The organism is Stenotrophomonas sp. NPDC047960 (assembly GCF_043204395.1).
In the GTDB taxonomy this organism is placed as follows: Bacteria; Pseudomonadota; Gammaproteobacteria; order Xanthomonadales; family Xanthomonadaceae; genus Stenotrophomonas.
Genome location: NZ_JBIDBX010000002.1, coordinates 268,769 through 290,930, shown reverse-complemented (window position 1 = coordinate 290,930; position 22,162 = coordinate 268,769). Strand labels below are relative to the sequence as shown.

Sequence of the window (22,162 nt, the reverse complement as noted above, 5' to 3'; positions counted from 1 at the left end):
CATGTCCCTGCCAGCCCCGCACGACACCCTGATGTTCCGCGAAGCCGCCGAAGCGGCCGACGTGATCGCCGCGCAGTTCGCGCGCAACGAAGCGACGGTGCAGACGCTGGCCGCGACCCTGCGGGCGGCGCCGCCGCCGTTCGTGGTGACCTGCGCGCGTGGCAGTTCCGACCACGCCGCCACGTATGCCAAGTACCTGCTGGAAACCAGGCTCGGCCTGGTGACGGCCTCGGCCTCGCCGTCGGTGGGGTCGGTGTACGAATCTCCGCTGCAGCTGCGTGGTGCGCTGTACATCGTCATTTCGCAGTCCGGCAAGAGCCCGGACCTGCTGCGCAACGCCGAGGCCGCGCGCGCGGCCGGTGCGCGCGTGGTGGCACTGGTCAACGTGGAAGATTCGCCGCTGGCGCAGCTGGCCGAAACCGTGATTCCGCTGGGCGCGGGCGCCGAGCGCAGCGTGGCAGCCACCAAGAGCTACCTCGCCTCGCTGTCGGCGATCCTGCAGCTTGTCGCGTACTGGAGCCAGGATGCCGGGCTGATCGCCTCGCTGCGCACGTTGCCCGACGCACTGCGCCAGGCCTGGAACAGCGACTGGTCCGCACTGACCGACGGCCTGGTGGCGGCGCACAACCTGTTCGTGGTCGGCCGTGGCCTGGGCCTGGGGGCAGCGCAGGAAGCGGCGCTGAAGTTCAAGGAAACCTGCGGCCTGCACGCCGAAGCCTACAGCTCGGCCGAGGTCAGGCACGGGCCGATGGCGCTGGTGGGCCCGGGCTTCCCGGTGCTGGCCTTCGCCCAGCCCGATGAAACCGGCGCGGGTACCCGCGCGGTGGCCGCCGAGTTCGCCGCGCGCGATGCGCAGGTCTGGCTGGCCGCCCCGGATGGCGACCTGCCGCTTCCGCCAGCGCCACACCCGGCGTGTGCGCCGCTGCTCACCGTGCAGGCGTTCTACAAGGCCATCAACGCGCTGGCACTGCGCCGCGGGCACAACCCGGACCTGCCGCCGCACCTGAACAAGGTTACGGAGACCGTCTGATGAAGACCGTCCTGCGCAATGCCCGCATCCTCACCGCCGACGGCTTCCGCGATGACCTGGCGGTGGTGATCGAAGCCGGGCGCATCACCGCGCTGGTCTCCGATGCCGCGCCGCAGCTGGGCAGTGCGGCCGAGCAGGTGGACCTGGGCGGTGGCTGGCTGCTGCCCGGGTTCATCGATGCGCAGGTCAATGGCGGTGGCGGCGTGCTGTTCAACAACACGCCCGACGTGGAAAGCCTGCGCGCGCTGGCCGCCGCGCACCGCCGCTTCGGCACCACCGCGCTGCTGCCAACGCTGATCAGCGATGATGTGCAGGTGATGCGCAAGGCGATCGACGCTACCCGCCAGGCGATTGTCGACGGCGTACCCGGGGTGATTGGCATCCACCTGGAAGGACCGTATATCGCACCGGCACGCAAGGGCACGCATGACGCGAACAAGTTCCGCGTACCCGATGCCGACGAAATCGCCATGGCGGCTTCGCTCGACAATGGCGTGACCCTGCTGACCCTGGCGCCGGAGCGGGTGCCGCTGGACAGCATCCGTGCGCTGGTCGAACGTGGCGTGATCGTGGCCGCCGGGCACACCGCGGCGACGTATGAGGAAGCGCGCGCAGGGCTGGATGCCGGCATCCGCGGTTTCACCCACCTGTACAACGCGATGTCACCACTGACCGGGCGCGAACCCGGCGCGGTGGGCGCGGCGCTGGAAGACCGCGGCAGCTGGGTCGGCATCATCGCCGACGGCGTGCACGTGCACCCGGCCAGCCTGCGCGTGGCGCTGGCGACCAAACCGCAGGGCAAGGTCATGCTGGTCACCGATGCGATGCCGCCGGTGGGTGCCGACAACCCCAGCTACGAACTGTATGGCGAAGTGATCACCGCCGTGGACGGGGTGGTGCGCAATGCGGCCGGTTCGCTGGCCGGTTCGGCGCTGGACATGGCCACGGCCGTGCGCAATGCGGTGCAGCTGCTGGGCCTGTCGCTGGAGGAGGCCGCGCGGATGGCGTCGCGCTATCCGGCGCAGTTCCTCAACGTGGATGACCGCCTGGGCGAAATTGCCGAGGGCTACCAGGCCGACCTGGTGCTGCTCGACGAGGCGCTGCAGGTGCGCGCCACCTGGATTGCCGGCCAGCGCGAGGACGCATGAACACTGCCGCATCATCGCGCATGGGCTCCATCGATGCCCTGCGCGGACTGACCGTGGCCGCCATGCTGCTGGTCAACAACCCGGGCGACTGGAGTCACGTGTATCCGCCGCTGCTGCATGCGGACTGGCACGGCTTCACCCCGACCGACCTGATCTTCCCGCTGTTCCTGTTCATTGCCGGCGTCTCGATGGCCTTCAGTCTCGTGCCGCGCGCCGTGGACCCGGGCGCGCGCGCCGCGCTGGGCCGCACGCTGCTGCAACGCGCGCTGCGCATTCTCGTCGCCGGTGCGTTGCTGCATGTGCTGGCGTGGTGGTTGTTCGAGCTGCCGGCCTATCGGCTGTGGGGCGTACTGCAGCGGATCGCGCTGTGCGTGGCGGTGGTCGGGCTGCTGGCCATCCACACCCGGCAATGCACGCAGTGGGCGGTATTGGGGGTCCTGTTGCTGGGCTATGCATCGCTGCTGCTGGGGGCCGACACGCTGGAGCCGTGGCTCAACCCGGTCAGCCGCGCCGATACCGCGCTGTTCGCACCGTTCCTCTACAAGTACGACGCCATCACCAGGCTCGGGCATGACCCGGAAGGCCTGCTCAGCAGCGCCGGTGCCATCGCCACCACGTTGCTGGGGTTGATTGCAGGGCGCTGGCTGCGTGCCGGCAGCCTGGGCGCACTGGCCGGACTCGCGCTGGTGCTGCTGGGCGGCGGCCTGCTGCTGGCACCGGTGCTGCCGTTCAACAAGAACCTGTGGACGCCCAGCTACGTGCTGTGGACCGGTGGCCTGTCGATCATGGCGCTGCTGCTAGCGCATCTTCTGGTCGACCGTTACCGCTGGCCGGCGCTGGGCCGCCGTTTTGGTGTCAACGCGATTGCCGCCTACCTCGGTTCGTCGGTCATGGCGCTGGTGCTGATCGCCAGTGGTGCTTGGGCGGCGTGTTGTGCCTCGCTGCTGCAGCTGTTGCCTTCCATGCCGGAACTCGCGTCGCTGATGTGCGCGGTGGGCTTCGTCCTGGTCTGGTGGGCCGTCGCCTGGGTGCTGGATGCGCGACGGATCTACCTCAAGATCTGACTCCTCACGGTTCCTATACCCGGCCATCACATCTCGGCCAGTAAGACTACGCGCACGGGGGCAGTAGTTTTACTGGAAAAAGCACGCTCAGTCGTACAACCGTATTCCTTCCTATGGAAAAGGATCGGGTCATGCTCCCCAGGATCGCGTTGTCGAGGCACCCCTTGGCCGACTGCATTGGCCGTATCACCCGCCTGGCCTGTGGCGCCGCGCTGCTGGCAGCCGCCAGTCCCGCTTGGGCGGGTTGCGATAACACCGCACCGGCTACGGGCCAGACAGTCACCTGTACGACCAGTCCGCCCAGCCCCCAGACCACGGCCATCACCAGTGTCGTCGGCTCCAGCAACGTCACCATCAACGTGCAGAGCGGTGCGCAGCTGGTGGTCGCTGGAGGCGCATCGATCGGGCTGAATGGCGGGGCGGGGCATCTGATCGACAACCGCGGCACGATCAGCAACACCGGTGGTGGCGCCATCGTGACCAATGCCGCCACGACCGTCATCAACCGTGGCGTCATCAGTGGGTCCAGCGGCATCATTTTCGGGACCGGCGCCGACCGCTTCGAGATGCTGGGCGGTACGCTCAGTGGCGGGGTTCTCCAAGGCGTGGGGAGCGACTCGATCGTCATCCGCGACGGAACGATGGACCGCATCGATCAGGGTGACGGCGAGGACAGCCTGGAGGTCAGCGGCGGGACCGTGACCGGCACGGTCCAGCAGGGATCGGGCATCGATACGTTCCTGATGACCGGAGGTACCATCGGTGCGTTGCTGCAGGGCGATGGGCTTGATCGCTTCCGCATGACCGACGGGCGCATCGTCGGCGCGTTCGATGATGGTGATTATGGCGAGATGACCGGCGGCCGCATCGGCCGGGTCAACATGAAGCTGGAAGACAATACCTTCCTGATGTCCGGCGGCACCATCGACGGCAATCTCGTCACAGGCTTCGGCAACGACACCATCGTGCTGTCCGATGGCTACATCGGTGGCAACATCAGCGTCAGCGGTGGCAACGATTCAGTCACGATCACCGGGGGCACCGTTCGCGGTGAGATCCGTCTCAGCTTCGGCAATGACCGCGTCGACTGGAATGGCGGTGGCGTGGTGCATGGCCTGGTCGATCTGGGCGAAGGCGATGACACGGCGACGTTGGGAAACCTCAATGTTTCCCACTTGGGTGCACTGCCTGCCTTCACCGGAGGCCTGGGCAACGACACCTTGAGCATGGGCAACGTCAAGACCAGCGGCGTGGCGCGCTTCACTGGTTGGGAAGCGGTGGCGCTGCGCAATGACACCCAGCTCACCTTCGATGGCGACCTGGTCCTTGGCGACAGCGCCAGCGGCACCGGCACGCTGGACGTGGATGCCACCAGCACGCTGTTCGCCGGCGGCGTCACTGCCGGCATCGTTGGCTTCAATGCGGCGTTGCCGGTGAGCGTGACCAATGCCGGGTGGATCGATCTGACCAACGGCACCAATGGCGCAGGCGACGTGTTCACCATTGCCGGCAACTACACCGGCAACGGCGGCGCACTGTACCTGGACACGGTGCTGGGCGCGGACGATTCCGTATCGGACCGGCTGGTGATCTCCAAAGGGGTTGCCGGCGGCACCACCGGCGTGGGCATCCTCAATGCGGGCGGAGCGGGGGCCGAGACGATAGCGGACGGCATCATGGTCGTGCAGGCCATCAATGGCGCCAGCACCAGCGCTACCGCTTTCGCGCTTTACAGTCCGGTGGCGGCCGGCGCGTTCGAGTACTTCCTCTTCAAGGGTGGCGTCAGCGCAGGGAGTGGCGAGAACTGGTATCTGCGTTCGACCCTGGTCAACGGCGTGGCCGCCGCAGCGGCTGCGCCTCCCACGGGTCTGGGCTCGGTCACGCCTGAGCCACCGCCGCCGGAGGCGCAGGGGGCGCCGCCGCCTGCGCTGCCGCCGCCCCCCTCACCGGATGTACCGGAGAACCCAGATCCGGTGGCCGCAGAACCCGCGCCGCCGCCGGAGCCGGCCCCGCCGCCGCCGGTGCCGGAACCGCAGGTGGAGGCGCCGCCACCGGTGCCAACCGAGGTGGCTGCTGTTCCCGGCCCATTGGCGGTGCCGCCGACGCCGGATGCACGTCCGTCGGAAGCGGCCATCGTGCCCCTGTACCGGCTGGAGACCAGTGTGTATTCGGTGGTGCCGCCGCTGCTGCGCGAGGCCAGCCTGGCCAGCCTGGGCACCTTCCACGAACGTCAGGGCGAGCAGCGCATCCTGGCCGGGCAGGGCGGCGTGCCTGCTGCCTGGGCGCGGCTGGTCGGGCAAAGCCACGACCAGCACTGGGAAGGCGATGCCCAACCCGGATTCGACGGAGATATCCAGGGCGTGCAGGCCGGGTTGGATCTGTACGCCAACGCTGAGGGCGGCCACCGCGATCAGTTCGGTGTCTTTGTCGGGCGCACCCGCGCGCAGGGCAACGTCAACGGCTTTGCGATCGGGTGGGAGAACGTCGCGGTGGGCAGTACCCGCCTGGACGACAAGCACGTGGGGCTGTACTGGACGCGCGCGGGCAGCGCCGGCGGCTACCTGGACGTGGTGGTCATGCAGAGCCGTTACGACGGAGAAGCCACATCCGCGCGTGGCATCGGGATCGACGTGGATGGCGACGGCACCACGGCGTCGGTGGAGCTCGGCAAGCCGCTGCTGCGCTTCGGCCAGTCGGCCTGGTGGCTGGAACCGCAGGTGCAGGTGATCTGGCAGCGCACCTCGGTGGACGATGCCGCCGACCGCATCGCGCAGCTGCGCTTCAATGCCGACAATGCCTGGACCGGCCGGGTCGGCCTGCGCCTGGCTGCCGACTACGACATTGCCGGCAACGGGTGGCAGCCGTACTTCAAGCTCAACTACTGGCAGACGCTCGACGGCGAAGACCGCATCGACTTCGACAGCAACCGCATCACCAACCAGCAGGATTCGCGCGCGCTGGAAGTCGGCTTCGGGGTGGTGGCGCGCTTCAACGCCAATGTCAGCGCGTTTGCGGTCGCCGACTACACGCGCGACCTGGAAAGCAGCCGTCAGAAGGAACGCAAGGTGATCGAAGGCACGGTCGGGATGCGGTTCGATTTCTAGCGGGAACCGGGCATTGTGTTGCTATTGGTGGCATTACCTCCGGCGGGGAAGTACGCTTTCCGGATGCGAACCAAGCCAAATGCCCAGCCCAACCAGAGCCTGATCGACGGTATTGCGACCCTGCAGGCGCTGGCGTCCTCGCCCGAGCCGGTGGGCTGCCGCGAACTGGCCCGGCAGCTGGATGCCAACCCCACCCGGGTCAACCGGCTGCTCAAGACGCTGGCCTACCTGGGCATTGCCCGGCAGACCGCCGACCGCAAATACACCGCCGGGCCGGGCATGCACGTGCTGGCCGCGCAGAGCCTGTTCGCCTCCGGGCTGATCCGCCGCGCGCTGCCCGTGCTGGAGCACCTGCGCCGGTTCGGCCATACCGTGGCGCTGGGCGTGCTGTGGAACGACAGCGTCAGCTACCTGTTCCATGCGCCGCCGGGCATCGAGGCGGCGCGGGGCCTGGGCCGCATCGGCCTGCTGCCAGCGACCACCAGTGGCATCGGCATCGTGCTGCTGGCCCAGCTGTCCGATGATGAAGTGCGCGAGCTGTACGCCGACCGCCCCATCCCGATGTTCCCGGAAGGCATCGAGCAGCTGCTGGCCACCCTGGAACAGACAAGGCGGCAGGGGCATGCACGCGTGCACGTGGCCGACGAACGCGACCACCACATCGTGGCCATTGCCATGGGCGATCCTGTGCATGCCGGCATTGCGATGTCCGGCTGGATCCCTGAATCGGCCACCGAAGAACTGGTCGCGGCACTGCGCACGGCGGCCGCCGAGATCGGCTGAAGGCTTTGCCGCAGTGCGGTTTGACATGTTGCTACAATAGCAATACGTTGCAGCCTTCCGAAGGGGAGGCATCGGCAATGTCCAAGCGTGCGGGCGCATGACCGGCGGCAGGAACACCAAGTGGGTGCTGCTGGCCCTGCTGTTCTTTTCCACGGTGATCAACTACCTGGACCGGCAGGCGCTGTCGATCCTGGCCACGACCATCCAGGCCGACCTCGGCATGAGCGACCTGGAATATGCCCGCGTGGTGCAGGTGTTCCTGTTCGCCTACGCAGCGGCCTACGTGATGGCCGGGCGGGTTACCGACTGGCTGGGCGCGCGCGTGGCGCTGCTGCTGTTCGTGGGCTGGTGGTCACTGGCCAATATCGCCACCGGCTTCGTGCGCAGTGCGTTCGAACTGGGCGCGGCGCGTTTCGCGCTGGGGCTGGGGGAGCCGGGCAATTACACCGTGGGCACCAAGGTAGTGTCGGAGCAGTTTCCGGCGCCGCAGCGCGGCCTGGCGCTGGGCCTGTACACCGCCGGCGCGATGATCGGCGCGACACTGGCGCCGCCGTTGATTGGTGGCATTGCATTGACGTATGGATGGCGCAGCGCGTTCTGGATCACTGGCGTGGCCGGGCTGTTGTGGATGATTGCGTGGTACCTGGTCTACCCGCGCCCGGCGCGGCAGACGGCCACGGCGGTGCCTGCGGCTGCGACGGCCGAAGCAGTTGCCACACCTGCACTCGAAACGCCCGCAGCAACCGCACCGGCGGTGTCGATGAAAGGGGTCTGGGGCCGGCTGGCGCGCGACCGCACGGTGTGGGCGCTGGTCGCCTCGCGCGCGGTGGCCGACCCGGTCTGGTACTTCTACCTGTTCTGGTTCCCCAAATACCTGGGCGATGCGCGCGGCATGAGTCTGGCCGCAATCGCCTCGCTGGCGTGGATCGTCTACGTTGCTGCGGACATTGGCAGCGTCGGTGGTGGCTTGATTTCAGGGCGGCTGGTCAAGCGCGGCATGAGCCCGGTGCGGGCCCGCCTGACCACCATGATCGGCGCGGCCTGCCTGGCGCCGATCGGCATGCTGGTGGCGCTTCATCCGCCGATCCCGCTGCTGCTCGCGCTGGCCTGCGTGGTGACGTTCGCGCACCTGACCTACCAGATCAACCTCACTGCGATGACGGTCGATCTGTTCCCCTCGCGCTACATCGCGTCAGTCGCCGGGTTGGTGGGCTGCGGCAGCGCGCTGGGTGGCATGGTCTCGGCGCAGGTGGTGGGCCACCTGGTCGCCGACGGCAACTTCGACCGCGCCTTCGTGCTGATGGCGTTCCTGCACCCCATTGCAGTGCTGCTGGCGTGGACCGCGCTGAGAAAAGCCAAGCGCTCCAGGATGACGTTGATCGGTCCAGACGCGCAGGTCGTGGCGGGCTGAGCGGGGAACGGCATGCGGTGATCGTCGCAGCGAACGCATGGCGTCGCCGGTAGGGTCGCATCCCTATCGAGCGCCGATGGACCATCCACGCCCGGTGATGGCATGACCATCATCGGGACGGCCTTTTCTCCGGCGAAGGTCATGCCCTTACCGAATGCGGACGATTCAATGGCGGTCGATTGGGATGCGACCCTACCGGCATCCCTGCGACGAGTGAGGCCGGAAACGCTCCGGCTCCAGTTTCAGGGGACGAACTCTGCGTGTTCCCAGAAACGTGCGTTGGGCTGCGCGCCCAGGCCATGACCGGAGGGCAGCGTGTAGCCCTCGCGCGCATACGCCATGTCGGTGTCCAGCATCTCCACCGAGCGCGAGAAGATCGAGTGCTGCCACTCGTGCCGCCACAGGCCCGCGATGACCGCCGACGCATGCAGGCTGGCCGCCATGAAGATGCCGCCGCCGATGGTGGCGTGCGGTGCGATCTGCACCCCGTGCGCTGCCGCCAGGAGTGCAATGCGCAGGAACTGGGTGATGCCGGTGTGGCCCATCTCCGGCTGCACATAGGCAAGCGTGTCGCCCACCAGCCGTAGCTGCGCGACGTACTCGGTAGGCCACTCTTCGCCGGCCGCGACCGGAATGGGGCTGTCGCGGCCCAAGGCAATCAGTCCGGCCACATCTTCAGGCTTGAGCGGCGCTTCAATGAAAGCCAGTTTTGCGGGCGCCAGCTGCCCTGCCAGGGCCAACGCCTGCGCGTGATCGAACTTCCAGTGCAGGTCCACCATCAGGTGCACCGCATCGCCCAGCTCGGTGCGCAGCGCCTGCATTTCTTCGACGATGCCCTCATGGCTCACCACCGCGTGCACCTTGAAGGCATCGTGGCCCTGCGCCGCAAACGCGCGCGCCATCGCCACCTTCTCCGCGACCGTTGCCGCCGGCAGGCCGGACACATAGCCGGGAATGGTGTCGCGTTGCCGCTCACCCAGCAGCGCCCACAGCGGCTGGCCGGCCGCACGCGCGCGCAGGTCCCATAGGGCGATGTCCAGCGCCGCCAGCGCATCGGTGTGGAACCCGCTGCCGCAGCCACGCACGCGCATCAGGCCGTAAAGGTCGTCCCAGATCTGCTCCACGTCGTCCGGCTCGCGCCCGATCAGTTCCGGCGCAAGCAGGTCGTTGATGATCTCGCAGGTCGCGCGCGGCGCGCAGATGCCATAGGTTTCGCCCCAGCCCACCGCGCCATCGGCGGTGGTGACGCGCACCAGCACCGAGCGGTCCACGGTGGGGTAGAGCGTCCCGTTGCCCTTGCGCACCAGGTAGCCGCGCGCGTTGACCCGCTCGCCCGGCCCCAGCGGCCCCAGGTAGGGCGTGGTGCGCGGAACGGTGAGGATGAAGGTTTCAACCTGGGTGACCTGGCTCACGCGTGGCTTCTCCGTGCCTGCCCGGGGACGGTGTCCAACGGCAGCAGGTCGCTGATGCGATCCAGCAGGATATCCAGTTCGCGTTCGTCGAAGCGGTCCAGTGCCGGTCCCGGTGCACGCACATGGTCGCTGCCGATCAGGCCGCGGCGCAGCAGGATGGCCTTGGTCAGGCGCCAGCGGAACACCGCCTGCATGCTGAGCAGCGGCAGGGTGCGCTCGAACAACGTTCGCGCACGCGACTGATCGCCTGCCGCCCAGGCCGCCAGCATCGCCACGTGCACCTCGGTGATTTCGCAGGCCGGCATCGTACCGACCGCCCCGCGCGTGAGTTCATCCAGTACATAGCGGGCGCCGGCACCGCCGAACACCGCGCGCACCCTGCTGCCGGCGCGTTCGGACAGCGCGGTGATGCGGTGGCCCGAGGGCATCGTCTCTTCCTTGACGTATTCAATGGCGGGGACACGCGCGGTCAGTGCCACCACCTCGTCGACGCCCAACCCGACGCCCATCGGCGCCGGTGCGTTCTGCAGCATCACCGCCACGCCCGATTCGCTGGCCAGGCGGCTGAAGAACGCGGCCATGCCCTCGGCATCACCGGCCAGCGCGTGCGGGGTGAGCACCATCGCCGCACTCGCACCGGCGTGGCCACCGGCCTGGGCCAGCCGCACCGCGTCTTCCAGCGTGCGCGCGCTGGCGCCGACGATGAACGGCACGCGGCCGCGGTTCCAGCGGCCGATGCAGGCCGTCAGGTGCAGGCGCTCATCCAGCGTGAGCATGTCGTACTCGCTGGCCAGGCCCGGAAACACCACCCCGGCCGCGCCGGCGGCCAGGATGTACTCGAACACGGCTTCGGTCCCGGCCTCGTCGAGCGCGCCGTGCGCGTCGAAGATGCTGGGCAGGATCGGGAAGACACCTTGCAGAACGGCCATTGCGCCGGGTCCTTGTTGGAAAGCGTGTGCCATGGATAGCAACACTATGGAAGGAAAGTGGCCGCAGACGCTACAGGCAGATCTTGATTCTTCGCTGCATTGCAGCGTGCGCGGTCAAATCATATTGCTATATTAGCTACACGCTGCCAAGCCGCAGCGCAGCAGCAACGACGAAAAAGCGCTGGATCCAGCTGGGCAGGTCGGGGGCCTGCAGCGGGATCCCTACCTTGGGAGAGGGCCGATACATGCTTCGTTTTCGACGTTCCACCTTGTTCACCGCCTTGGGCACCTGCCTGCTGGCGCCGATGCTGGCCGCCGCACAGGATGCTCCGCCCGCCACCACCACCACCGCCGGCGACCAACAGGCGCAGACGCTCGACGCCGTGAGCGTGGTCGGCATCCGCGGCAGCCTGGAAGCCTCGCGCGACCTCAAACGCGATTCGCCGCAGATCGTCGACGCGATCGTGGCCGATGACATCGGCAAGCTGCCCGACACCAACGTCGCCGAATCGCTGGGCCGGGTGGCCGGCGTGCAGCTCGAGCGCGGCATGGGCGAGGGCAGCGACATCCTGGTGCGCGGCCTGAAAGAGAACGTGCTGCTGTACAACGGCCGCCAGATCGTCGATGCCACCGGGCGCGGCGGCAACGGCCTGGACCAGCTGGCCACCTCCACCTACGGACTGCTCTCGCTGGTGCCCTCCGAACTGATCTCGCGGCTGGAAGTCACCAAGCTGGCCGGCGCCGACCAGATGTCCGGTGGGCTGGGTGGCATCGTCGACATCCACACCCGGCAGCCGCTGTCGGGCGACAGCGACCAGAACGTGGTCAGCCTGGCCGGCACCTACGACGACATGGCCGATTCCTGGGGCCACAACGCGTTCGGGCTGATCTCGCGGCGCAATGAGGACCGCACCTTCGGTGCGCTGCTGTCGGCCACGTACGGCCGCCGCAACGTGGTGCAGCAGGGCCTGGATACGTTCTCCGGGTATGCCCGCTTCAACGACCCGACCGACCCCACCCGCACGCGCTTCGGCAGCACCGACATGCGTGCGCAGAACATCGACGATGACCGCACCAAAGTTGGCCTGAGCGCGGTGCTGCAGTGGCGCCCGGCCGATGGCGTGGAGCTGTCCTGGGACACGTTTTATTCCCGGCAGAAGGCCGAGCGCGACCGCTACTGGATCGCCTTCAACCCCTCCGCCGGCCTGAGCAACGCGGTCTATTCCGACCACGACATCCTGCTGGCCGGCCGGTCCACCGGCACCGTGCTGCTCAACACCGAAGTGGCCGACATCGATTCGGACACCCTGTCCAGCGCGCTGCGCGCCAGCTTCCAGGTCGGCGAACGCGTGACCGGTTCGGCTGAACTGGACTGGGGGCGTTCCACCGCCAGTTACAACCAGCGCTACATGCGGCTGGCGCCGATGGCCGGGCTGACCTCGGTCACCGACTTCGACCTGCGCAGCGGCAGCTTCGGCAGCTTCAATGTCAGTGGCGTCAACGTGGTTGATCCGGCGCAGTGGCGCATGACCATCCTGTTCGACAACGACTGGCGCGCGCAGACCGACTCGCGCGCGCTGCGCACCGACTGGAGCCTGGCCTTCGACAATGGCCCGCTGCGTTCGCTGGACGTCGGCGCGCGCTTCAGCCGGCTGGAAAGCCTGCAGGACCCGCGCCGCGCCGACATCCGCCCGGCCGGCGGCATTCCGGTCACGCAGATGGATCCGTACATCCGCGTGTACAGCAACAACGACTTCCTGCCGGGTGAGTTCGCCGGCCTGCCGCGCGATTACCTGGGGGCGTTCCGCGGCACCTTCGGCGGCTGCGACAGCTTCACCACGTTGCCGCAGATCTCCCAGAACCCGCAGTGCCTGGATCCGGCCACTACCGCGCTGGCCTATTCGGCCACCTTCAGCGTCGATGAAGACTTCCTCGAGGCCTACGCCAAGCTCAACTGGGACGCCGAGGTGGGCGGCATGGCGCTGGGCGGCAACGTCGGCCTGCGCTTCGTGGGCCGTGACCTGACCTCGCGCGGCAACCTGATCAGCGGCACCGGCGTGCTGACCCCGTCGAACTTCGAACGGGATGACCGCAACGTACTGCCCTCGGCGGTGGCCAAGCTGCAGATCACCGACAGCCTGGTGCTGCGCGGCGGCGCGGCCAAGGTGGTCGCCTTCCCCAACACCGAAGACCTCAACAACGGCGTGACCCTCAACAACAACGCCGTGTTCGATGCCAACGGCGTGCAGACCTCGCCGGGCACCGGCAGCGGCGGCGCACCGGACCTGGATCCGTTCAAGGCCACCCAGTACGACCTGTCGCTGGAGTGGTACTACGGCGGCCAGGGCCTGCTTTCGGCCGGCCTGTTCTACAAGGACGTGTCCACCTTCATCGTGCAGCGCCAGAGCGCGGAAACCTACAGCAACGTCAACTTCCTGGTGCTGCGCAAGATCAACGGCGACAAGGCCAAGGTGAAGGGCGCCGAGCTGCTGGCGCAGGTGCCCTTCAGTGGCATGTTCGATGGCTTCGGCGTGGTGGCCACCTACACCTGGATCGACTCGGAAACCCCGATCACCGACATCAACGGCAATGCGATGACCTTCCCGGGCCTGTCCAAGAACAACGCCAACCTGATCGGCTACTACGAGAACGGTCCGTTCGGCATCCGCCTGGCCTACAACTGGCGTGACGAGTACCTGGTGGGATTGTCGGCGGCATCCACGGGCATCTACAACGATACCTACAAGGACCTGTCGGCATCGATGAGCTACGATTTCAGCGAGCGCTTGTCGCTGAAGCTGGAAGGCAACAACCTGCTCGACAGCGAACAGCGCACCTTCGACGGCTATGCCGAAGGCCTGCGTACCAACGTGGTGTTCGGCCGGTCCTACAAGGCCAGCCTGACCTACCGGTTCTGAGCATGGTTCCTCTGGAAAGGATGGGCAGGGCATGAGCGAGGCGGAGATGCAGGGGCGCACGGTGCTGGTGACCGGCGCGGCCAGCGGGATCGGCGCGGCGGTGGTGACGCGGCTGCGCGCCGATGGCGCCCGGGTGGCGGCGCTGGACCAGGGCGTGTCGAGCGGGGCGGACGCCAGTGCCGTGGCCGACCTGCGCTCGCCGGAGGCGGTCAGTGCTGCGATTGCCGAGGTGCGCACTGCGCTGGGGCCCTTTGATGCGCTGGTGCATTGCGCCGGCATCTGCCCGCCGGGCAGCACGCTCGACAGCACCGACGACCTTTGGCTGGACGTGTACTCGGTCAACGTGCTCGGTGCGCTGCGGGTGATGCGCGAGGTGGTGCCGGACATGCGCGGGCGCGGTGGCAGCATCGTGCTGGTGTCGTCGATCAACGCACGTTTTGCAACCCCGGGGCTGGCGGCCTATGCCGCGTCCAAGGCCGCGCTGGAGGAAATGGCGCGCACCGCCGCGCTGGAGTTTGCCCCGGACCACATCCGGGTCAACACCATCGCGCCGGCGTCGGTGGACACGCCGATGCTGCAGGCCTCGTTCGCGCGCGCCGCCGATCCGGCCGCCGCACGGCGCAGCAACGAGCAGCGTCATCCGCTGGGTCGCCTAGGCACCCCGGAAGACGCCGCCGAGCTGGCGTTGTTCCTGGCCTCGCCGCGCAGCGGCTGGATCACCGGTTCGGTGTTTCCATTGGACGGTGGTGCAGGGGTGACCCGGCGATGAGTGTGCAGGACACGAACTACATCATCGGCATCAACTGGGGCAGTACCAACTTCCGTGCTTACCGGATCGACGAAGACGGAACCGTCAGCGCGACGATCGAACAGCCGCGCGGCATTGCCGGGCTGGAGCGGTCGCAGATGCAGGCGCTGCTGGAGGAGGTAACAACGGCATGGCCGCACGCCTCGCGGATCTACGCCAGCGGCATGATTGGTTCGAACATCGGCTGGAGTGATGCGGGATACGTGGAGTGCCCGGCGTCACCGGACGCCATTGCCGGGCGCCTGCATGAGGTCCAGATCGGTGCGCATGCGGTGGCGATCGTTCCGGGGCTGGCCTGCCGGCGCGGCGACGGTGCACCGGACATCATGCGCGGGGAGGAAACCGAGCTGCTGGGGATGGTCGCGCTCGGGACGATTCCGGCCACGGGACTGGTGGCCTTGCCCGGCACGCACAGCAAGTGGGTGCGGCTGGAACAGGGCGTGGTGGTGGAGTTCATGACCGCGATGTCGGGCGAGATCTTCGACCGGCTCACCGCAGCCGGATTGCTGGCATCCGTGGTGGATGGACCGGCCGAAGACGGCGCGGCGTTCATCGATGGCGTGCGGGCCGCGCAGGGCGGTGCGGGCTTGGCCACGCTGCTGTTCGGCGCGCGGGCGCAGGTAATCCGGGGGGATCTGGCCCGACGCGATGGCGCCTCGTATCTGCGTGGACTGCTGATCGGCGCGGAGCTCGCCGATGTGCGCCGCTACTGGGTAGACGTAATGAACGAGGTGCCGTTGATCGGCGCAGCGCCGGTGTGTGCGCTGTATGCGCGCGCACTGCAGGAGCTGGGTAGCTCCGGCAGGCCCATCGCCTCGCAGCAGGCCTCGACCCGCGGGTTCATGGCACTGCACCGGGCAGCGGGGGCGATGGCATGAGTGCGCATGATGCGGTGTTCGACCGTGCACTGGCCGATACGGGACTGATTGCGATCCTGCGCGGGCTGACTGGCGACGAAGCGATTGCAGTGGTGGAGGCGCTGTATGCCGCCGGCGTGCGGCTGGCGGAAGTGCCGCTCAATTCGCCGGACCCGTTCCCCACCATCGCCGCACTGGCAGCGCATTTTGAAGGGCGCATGCTGATCGGTGCCGGCACGGTGGTGACCACCGATGCGGTCGAGCAGCTCGCTACCACCGGTTGCGCGTTCTGCGTGTCGCCCAATACCGATCCGGCCGTGATCGCTGCCGCACTGGCGAAGGGCATGATCCCCTTGCCCGGGTTCGCCACTGCAACCGAAGCGTTCGCCGCCAACGCCGCCGGTGCCCGCCATCTCAAGGCATTCCCGGCCCATGGCGCGCGACCGCAGTTGTCCGCGCTGTCGGCGGTGCTACCGGCCGGCGTGACGCTCATTGCCGTGGGCGGCGTGAGCGTGGGCGACATCGGCGCATACCGCCAGGCAGGTGTTCGCGCCTTCGGCGTCGGCACCGATCTGTACCGTCCCGGCCGGGCCGCCGATGACGTCGGCCGGCGTGCTGCCGCATGGATCCAGGCCTTGCAGGCGCCCCCGACGCCGGTGGCCATGTTGGTGCATGCCGCGCAGACGATGGTGGGCGAGTCGCCCCTCTTCGATGCCGAAGGCGCCTTGTGCTGGGTCGACCCGACCGTGCCGTGCCTGCTGCGCTGGGATGGTAAGGCGTGCACGCGCGTGCCGCTGACCGAACCGGTGTGGGCGTTGGGACGGGTGGGGTCCGCGCTGGTCGGCAATGGCGAGACACACTTCCTGCGGCTCGGGCCGGAGGGAAGCATCACTGTCGGCCCTGAGATCGATGTCGGTGTGGGATGCCGGCTCAACGATATGGTGGTGGACAGCCGGGGCGGGCTGTGGGGCGGTTCCATGCATCGCGGCCTGTTGTCCGGCCGTGGCGCGCTGTTCCATGCAACCCGCCCGGAAGCACCCGCGCAGCGCGTGGCAGAGGGGCTGGGCGTGGCCAACGGCATGGCCTTCTCTTCCGACGAACGCACGTTGTTCGTGATCGACACGCTGGCGCGCACGCTGCTCGCCTATCCGGCCGATATCGACACCGGCACGCTGGGCGAACCGCGCGTGGTGACCGACTTCCTCGGCCTGCCCGGCAAACCCGACGGCATGGCGATGGGACCCGACGGCCACCTGTGGGTGGCGATGTGGGGCGGCCATGCGGTGGTGGAACTCGCCCCCAACGGTGCGGTCCTGCGCTCGATCCCGGTCCCTGCCGCACACGTAGGCAGCCTCGCATTTGCACACGACGGACGCCTTTTCATCACTACCGCGCGGGCGCGCCTGTCCGACGCCGATCTCGCCCGCTCACCCGGAGCAGGCGGCCTGTTCGTGGTGCATCCATTTGACAAAGCGTTCGCGATGCATCGGTAGGGTCGCATCCCAATCGACGATGTGCATGGATGCACGAGTGGTGCGGCCGCAGGATGCGGAGGAGCACCACCGCCGTGGGATGATCAACATCCGGTTGTGGCATGACCTCCGTCGAGACCGCGCTTGTGCTTCGGCGCAGGTCATGCGTTACCGAACGTGGGCACGCTGAGGGCGGTTGTTTGGGAACCAACCCTACCGGGCGGCGGCGATTGCCTTGATGCGGGCTTGAGCCAGCGCCTCGCCTACTGCTGGACCTTTCAGGTGGGCCAGATCCAGGTCGCGGGCCTGCACTGACAACGCCGCCTGGTGCAGGCGCTTGAGCGTTTCACCCTGCGGGTAAGGCCGATCCTCGAAGCTGAGACGGCCGCGCGCATCTGCCTCGCAGCACACCGCGATCCTGGCGATCCGTTCGGGCCGCCGGAACCCATCGCAGCGGCCGAGCAGCTCCAGCACCGTGCCATCGCGCAGTTCATCGATACGGTGCACGTTGAGATGGTCGCGGCACACCGCCTCGGCCAGTTGGCGATGGTCCAGCGGCACTTTCAGGCGATCACACAGCGCACGCAGCGGTTCCAGTCCGCGCTGCTCATGCATCACATGGCGCGGCCATTCCGCCTGCGGGGTCAGTGCCTTGCCCAGGTCGTGGGTGAGCGCGGCAAAGCCGACCATGTCATCGCCCGGCGCCAGCTGCGCGGCAATATCGCTGACCATTTCCTGGTGCACGCCAGTATCCACCTCCGGGTGGTGTTCGGCGCGCTGCGGCACCCCGTACAGCGCTTCCAGCTCGGGCAGCACCGCGCCGAGCGCACCGGCATCGTGCAGCGTGCGCAGGAAGGCCGAGGGTTGGGCCGAACCGAGTACGCGGCGCAGCTCCTGCCAGACCCGTTCGGGCACCAACGCATCCAGCTCGCCGCTTTCGGCGATCTGCCGCATCAGCTGCATCGTTTCCGGCGCCACGCTGAAGCCCAGCGGTGCAAAGCGCGCCATGAAGCGCGCTGCACGCAGCACCCGAAGCGGATCTTCCACGAAGGCGGGGCCCACATGGCGCAGCACGCGCTGTTCAATGTCGCGCACGCCGCCGTAAGGGTCCACCAGCTCGCCGCTGGCCTCATCGCAGGCAATCGCATTGATGGTGAAATCGCGGCGCAGCAGGTCTTCTTCCAGCGTCACCGATGGATCGGCATCGACCACGAAGCCCCGGTAGCCGCGCCCGGATTTGCGTTCGGTCCGGGCCAGCGCGTATTCCTCGCCCGTGTCCGGGTGCAGGAATACCGGGAAGTCCTTGCCCACCGCCTTGTAGCCCAGCGCTTCCATTTCCGGCTGGGTGGCACCCACCACCACCCAGTCGCGGTCGCCGGCAGGACGCTGCAGCAGGCGGTCGCGCACCGCGCCGCCAACGAGATAGATCTTCATGGGTCAGTCGCCGCCCTTCTCCGCATCGGTCGGGCAGGTGAACGCCTTCCGCTTCGCCTGCAGCCGCCCGTTCATGCGGTCGGTCACCGGCAGCGCATCGCCGTTCAAGCGCCAGTCGTAGATCACGCTGAAGGCCAGGATCCGCGCCACGTACTCGCGGGTTTCCTTGTAGCTGATGGTCTCGATCCAGATGTCCGGGTCGAAGCCCGGCCGCTGCGACTGCCAGCGTGCGGTCGGGGTCGGCCCGGCGTTGTAGGCGGCGATGGTCACATACGGCAGGCCCTCGTACTTGTTCATCAGCTGGCGCAGGTAGGCGGTGCCGATGGCGATGTTGGTGTCGGCGTCATACAGGCTGGCCGCACCGCCGTAGTTGGTCAGGCCGATGGTCTTGGCCACGCTGGCACCGGTAGCCGGCAACACCTGCATCAGCCCCATCGCATTGGCTGGCGAACGCGCCTTCGGGTTGAAGATGCTCTCGGCGCGGATCTCGGCGGCCACCCAGGCCGGATCGATCGCGTTGCGGGCCGATTCGCGGCGGATCGCATCGTCGTGGTGCAGCGGGAAGCGCAAGCTGTACAGGCGCTGCTCTTCCGGTGTCTTGCCCAGCGAGAACACCGCGCGGTCGAACCAGCCGTTGTCGCGCGCCACTTCCACCGCGATGCGGCGCTGGGTGGTATCGAAGCGGGTCAGTGCATCATTCCACTCGGCCACGGCCCAGCCGGAACGTTCGATCTTGAACAGCTCCATCGCGCGCACGATCGCCGGGTCACGTGCCACCGTGGCCTGTGCCTGCGCACTGTCCTTGGGTTCCACCGGGCACAGCGTGTAGGTGCTCTGGCCCAGCTGGTCGGCGGCCAGGAAGCCATGGAAGGTGGCCGCGCGCGCTGCTTCGCGGTACAGCGGCAATGCCTCGTTGCGCTTGCCGGTCTTGTCCAGCATGCGCGCCTCGAAGTAGCGCCAGCGCGAGTCATTGCGCTGGGTCGGGCCCATCTTGCGGATCGCGGCCAGCGTGGCCGGCCAATCGCCGCGCGACATCGCCTCCCGCGCCCGCCATTCGTGCAGGCGCTCGTCATACGCCGAATCCGGCACGGCGTTGAGCCGGCGTGCGGAATCGGGCCCATAGGACGCCACCGTCCACAGCGCGATCTGGTACTTCACCTCCGCCTGCTGGGCGGCGCTCAGCTGCAGCGCGTTGGCGTACTGCGGCAGCTGCTGTTCGGTCGCGTCCGGGTCGGCCTTGGCCAGCTTGGCCAGGCCATCGGTGGCGATGCGCCGGCTGCGTTCGTTGCGCGGCCAATTCAGCGCGCTGGCATTGGGCTTGTCCACGAACGCGGCATAGGTGTTGGCCAGCGCCAGGTCGGCGGCCGGCAGCCCGCGCGCGGCACTGCGCATCACCGCCGGCTCCTGCGCGTCGGCCGCCGCATCGATGCGCTCCCAGCGCAGCGCAGCGCTCATCCCGCCCTTGGCATCCAGCACCGCAAAAACGGAATCGCAGGCATCGGGCAGCGACTTGCCCGTGCTGCGCCAGATCGCCTGGGCCTCGCTGACCCACTGCGCATCGGCCTTGCCGGTGGCTTGGCGCGCATTGAGCTGGGCGCAGCGCAGGCCGACATTCTCGGTGGGCGCCCAGTTCGCCAGCAGGGTGGGCCAGTCCTGGCGCCGGGCGACCGCCGGCAACCACACGCTGCGGAAGCTGCTGGCCACGGCCTGGCCGTTGTAGCGCTTGAGGAACTCCTGGGCCTGGGCCGTGGTGACCGTATCGATGTTGCGGCGCAGGTTGGCGTACTCCAGCCAGCCATACAGCGGGTGCTTTGCCAGCCCCGCCGCCTGGCCGGGATCGAACTGGCCGCGTTCGGCATTCTCGATGGCCGCCTTCATCTGCGCGCGCTGGGCGTCCAGGCTCTGGGCACCGGCATCGGCGCCCACGCCCGTGCAGGCGAGCAGGGTGGCGGAACTGAGGATCAGGAGGGGGAGTCGGTTCATGCCGAAAGGATAGCGGGCGGGGGTGAACGCCGGTGAGGGCAAGCCAACTCGATGATGAACGACACCCGTCGTCCCCCTGAACAGGCGCCATGCACGGGCGTAATGTCAAAGCCGCCAGCCCCGGCCGTTGGCCGGCCCGCAGGAACCCGACAACAAGGACCACACCATGGCATTCAGTGCAGCAGGCAACTCTGTACCACTGGCCGACATCAACGTCACCCCGTTGGTGGATGTAATGCTGGTGTTGTTGATCATCTTCATCGTGACCGCCCCGATGGTGTCCATGCCCATCCCGGTCAACCTGCCGCAACCCACCACCGTGGTACCGCCCACCGCACCGCCGCCGCCGATCGAGCTGCGCGTGGACGCCAGCAACCAGGTCAGCTGGAATGGAGAGATGGTTGCGGTCAGCTCGCTGCAGCAGCGCATGCAGGACGCCGCCCAGGCCAACACCGGCAACGTTCCCGAACTGCGCATCGCCACCGACCCCAACGCCGAGTACGACGTGATGGCCAAGGTGTTGGCAGCGGCCAACAACGCGCACATGGAAAAGATCGCGTTCGTGAACCCTTGAGCTGTATTCCAGAGTTGTCTATTCCCGGCCCTGTGAGGGGCCGGGAATCCAGGCAGAACTCAGCTGTGGCCAAGCAGGATGGCCCGTAATTCTACGCGAGGTGCTCAGTCCAATTTGCAGGTCACCGTGCGCCCGTCCCATGCGCATGACATTCTATTTCCTGCCGAAGTGGATCCAGTAACCGGAACTCCGTACTGTTGAGCGGAGCGAATCCAGCGATTCATATCGTTCGTCTGCCCGAAGTAGTACGAACCCGCATAGCTTGGCGCGGTCGCGGGGTCTGAAATGGATTCGTCCGGAACCTTGTTCCCGGTGGAATCGCGGCTCTCCCCCTTAACGTACGCTGCTTCCGTGACGTTGGTTGCCGTAATTTTGTAGATGGTTTTTGAGCCATCACCCCATGTGATAATAATTGTAATAGTTCCGCCGCCCTTTAAGCCTGACCATGTCAGCACTTGCTGCTGTATGGATTCGGCGAGCGCATTCCAGTTGGGGCTGTCCGTGTTTGCTCCAGAGATCTCGGCGGCAAGATACTGTCCCAGTCGAGTGCGCAGGGTGCTTGACTGCACCACGTCGAATGTATTCGATGACCTGTACGAATCCGGAAAAGTGATCGAATTTGTATTCCCTGGGTTGTCGGGATGCAGGAACAAGACGGGTCCGCCCCCTGACGCTACCTCAACCTTGGAGCTACGCAGCTGTAGGCTAGTAGTGGCATCCACTACTCGAAGAAATGACAACTGAATCTGAGGCGGAACGGGAGTGGGTAAAGCGCGCCACTTTCTAAGCTCGCGGTCATACTCGACATTGAATGCTGTGAGTTTAGCTCCGTCAAAGTCCATAACCACTGTCAACCCGGCCCCCGTGAGCAGGGCTGCGTCTCTAGGTGATGCGCAGTTGTTGCACTCGATTAGCCCGCCTGCCCTCACGTCACTGATCGAGCAAAAAAAGATCACGGCTGCTGCAAACGCTGCTTGGATTACTGTGACTCTCATGCGGACGCTCCTTGATACTTATGGGCGTGGGGAGTGCCATATATCTGTCTGCCGCACGTGTGAATCTGATGCTAGCGTCGCAATATCGAAAAATTGAGAATTTCCCTACGCCCGTTAGTCCGGTTTTCCGATCGTCAGGTTCTAAGGGCTGCACCGGCATAAGCTTTTCAAACCCTGTAATTTTGTTAAATGGATGTGAATCTGGCGAACTCATCACACCGTCATCTTTACAGGTTGTTT

The 22,162-nt window shown here is 67.1% G+C and carries 16 protein-coding genes; 11 read left to right on the top strand and 5 right to left on the bottom strand.

Features of this window, described 5'->3' with window-relative positions; genetic code table 11:
- Position 1 precedes the first annotated feature (1 nt).
- The 6 genes from ACGFZ3_RS06910 to ACGFZ3_RS06885 all read left to right on the top strand — a co-directional run bounded on the left by ACGFZ3_RS06910 (position 2) and on the right by ACGFZ3_RS06885 (position 8,540).
- Entirely contained in the window at positions 2 to 1,030 is a 1,029-nt protein-coding gene (locus tag ACGFZ3_RS06910; RefSeq protein WP_392918294.1) for an SIS domain-containing protein, read from the top strand.
- Positions 1,030 to 2,178 carry an N-acetylglucosamine-6-phosphate deacetylase gene (gene nagA, locus ACGFZ3_RS06905; protein WP_392918291.1) on the top strand — a complete coding sequence of 383 codons (1,149 nt, stop codon included), beginning with the start codon at positions 1,030 to 1,032 and terminating at the stop codon, positions 2,176 to 2,178. The genes ACGFZ3_RS06910 and nagA overlap by 1 nt, the downstream gene beginning before the upstream one ends.
- Positions 2,175 to 3,242 carry an acyltransferase family protein gene (locus ACGFZ3_RS06900; protein ID WP_392918288.1) on the top strand — a complete coding sequence of 356 codons (1,068 nt, stop codon included), beginning with the start codon at positions 2,175 to 2,177 and terminating at the stop codon, positions 3,240 to 3,242. The genes nagA and ACGFZ3_RS06900 overlap by 4 nt, the downstream gene beginning before the upstream one ends.
- Before the next feature lie 131 nt (positions 3,243 to 3,373).
- Positions 3,374 to 6,346 carry an autotransporter domain-containing protein gene (locus tag ACGFZ3_RS06895; protein WP_392918284.1) on the top strand — a complete coding sequence of 991 codons (2,973 nt, stop codon included), beginning with the start codon at positions 3,374 to 3,376 and terminating at the stop codon, positions 6,344 to 6,346.
- Between the two features lie 63 nt (positions 6,347 to 6,409).
- A complete protein-coding gene (locus ACGFZ3_RS06890) occupies positions 6,410 to 7,129 on the top strand; it encodes an IclR family transcriptional regulator (protein WP_392918281.1) in 720 nt (239 codons plus the stop codon).
- Positions 7,130 to 7,226: 97 nt separating this feature from the next.
- Positions 7,227 to 8,540 (top strand): MFS transporter, encoded by a 1,314-nt coding sequence (locus tag ACGFZ3_RS06885; RefSeq protein ID WP_392918278.1) that lies wholly within the window; start codon positions 7,227 to 7,229, stop codon positions 8,538 to 8,540.
- 242 nt (positions 8,541 to 8,782) lie between these two features.
- Here the strand turns inward: ACGFZ3_RS06885 and ACGFZ3_RS06880 are convergent, their stop codons facing one another.
- Together ACGFZ3_RS06880 and ACGFZ3_RS06875 are read right to left on the bottom strand one after the other, a co-directional pair.
- The gene (locus ACGFZ3_RS06880; RefSeq protein ID WP_392918275.1) at positions 8,783 to 9,952 is read right to left on the bottom strand and encodes a mandelate racemase/muconate lactonizing enzyme family protein; all 1,170 of its coding nucleotides are present in this window, start codon (positions 9,950 to 9,952) and stop codon (positions 8,783 to 8,785) included.
- Positions 9,949 to 10,881: a dihydrodipicolinate synthase family protein gene (locus tag ACGFZ3_RS06875; RefSeq protein WP_392918272.1), complete on the bottom strand. Its 933-nt coding sequence runs from the start codon at positions 10,879 to 10,881 to the stop codon at positions 9,949 to 9,951. Before ACGFZ3_RS06875 ends, ACGFZ3_RS06880 begins: the two co-directional genes overlap by 4 nt.
- 245 nt (positions 10,882 to 11,126) lie before the next feature.
- Between ACGFZ3_RS06875 and ACGFZ3_RS06870 the strand changes: the two genes are divergently transcribed.
- From ACGFZ3_RS06870 to ACGFZ3_RS06855, 4 genes are read left to right on the top strand one after another with little or no spacing between them, the layout of a single operon-like run.
- A complete protein-coding gene (locus ACGFZ3_RS06870) occupies positions 11,127 to 13,799 on the top strand; it encodes a TonB-dependent receptor (RefSeq protein WP_392918269.1) in 2,673 nt (890 codons plus the stop codon).
- Between the two features lie 31 nt (positions 13,800 to 13,830).
- Positions 13,831 to 14,568 (top strand): SDR family NAD(P)-dependent oxidoreductase, encoded by a 738-nt coding sequence (locus tag ACGFZ3_RS06865; RefSeq protein ID WP_392918266.1) that lies wholly within the window; start codon positions 13,831 to 13,833, stop codon positions 14,566 to 14,568.
- Entirely contained in the window at positions 14,565 to 15,485 is a 921-nt protein-coding gene (locus ACGFZ3_RS06860; protein WP_392918263.1) for a 2-dehydro-3-deoxygalactonokinase, read from the top strand. Before ACGFZ3_RS06865 ends, ACGFZ3_RS06860 begins: the two co-directional genes overlap by 4 nt.
- Positions 15,482 to 16,957: a 2-dehydro-3-deoxy-6-phosphogalactonate aldolase gene (locus ACGFZ3_RS06855; protein ID WP_392918260.1), complete on the top strand. Its 1,476-nt coding sequence runs from the start codon at positions 15,482 to 15,484 to the stop codon at positions 16,955 to 16,957. The genes ACGFZ3_RS06860 and ACGFZ3_RS06855 overlap by 4 nt, the downstream gene beginning before the upstream one ends.
- Positions 16,958 to 17,149: 192 nt before the next feature.
- On the opposite strand, the gene ACGFZ3_RS06850 is transcribed toward ACGFZ3_RS06855, so the two are convergent.
- Both ACGFZ3_RS06850 and ACGFZ3_RS06845 read right to left on the bottom strand, forming a co-directional pair.
- Entirely contained in the window at positions 17,150 to 18,370 is a 1,221-nt protein-coding gene (locus tag ACGFZ3_RS06850) for a multifunctional CCA addition/repair protein (protein WP_392918257.1), read from the bottom strand.
- 3 nt (positions 18,371 to 18,373) lie between these two features.
- Positions 18,374 to 20,353 carry a transglycosylase SLT domain-containing protein gene (locus tag ACGFZ3_RS06845; RefSeq protein WP_392918255.1) on the bottom strand — a complete coding sequence of 660 codons (1,980 nt, stop codon included), beginning with the start codon at positions 20,351 to 20,353 and terminating at the stop codon, positions 18,374 to 18,376.
- A 166-nt stretch (positions 20,354 to 20,519) separates the two neighbouring features.
- On the opposite strand from ACGFZ3_RS06845, the gene ACGFZ3_RS06840 reads away from it, so the two are divergent.
- The gene (locus ACGFZ3_RS06840) at positions 20,520 to 20,927 is read left to right on the top strand and encodes an ExbD/TolR family protein (RefSeq protein WP_392918253.1); all 408 of its coding nucleotides are present in this window, start codon (positions 20,520 to 20,522) and stop codon (positions 20,925 to 20,927) included.
- 104 nt (positions 20,928 to 21,031) lie between these two features.
- Here ACGFZ3_RS06840 and ACGFZ3_RS06835 read toward each other — a convergent pair whose 3' ends face one another.
- Positions 21,032 to 21,580 (bottom strand): hypothetical protein, encoded by a 549-nt coding sequence (locus ACGFZ3_RS06835; protein ID WP_392918251.1) that lies wholly within the window; start codon positions 21,578 to 21,580, stop codon positions 21,032 to 21,034.
- Between the last annotated feature and the right edge of the window lie 582 nt (positions 21,581 to 22,162).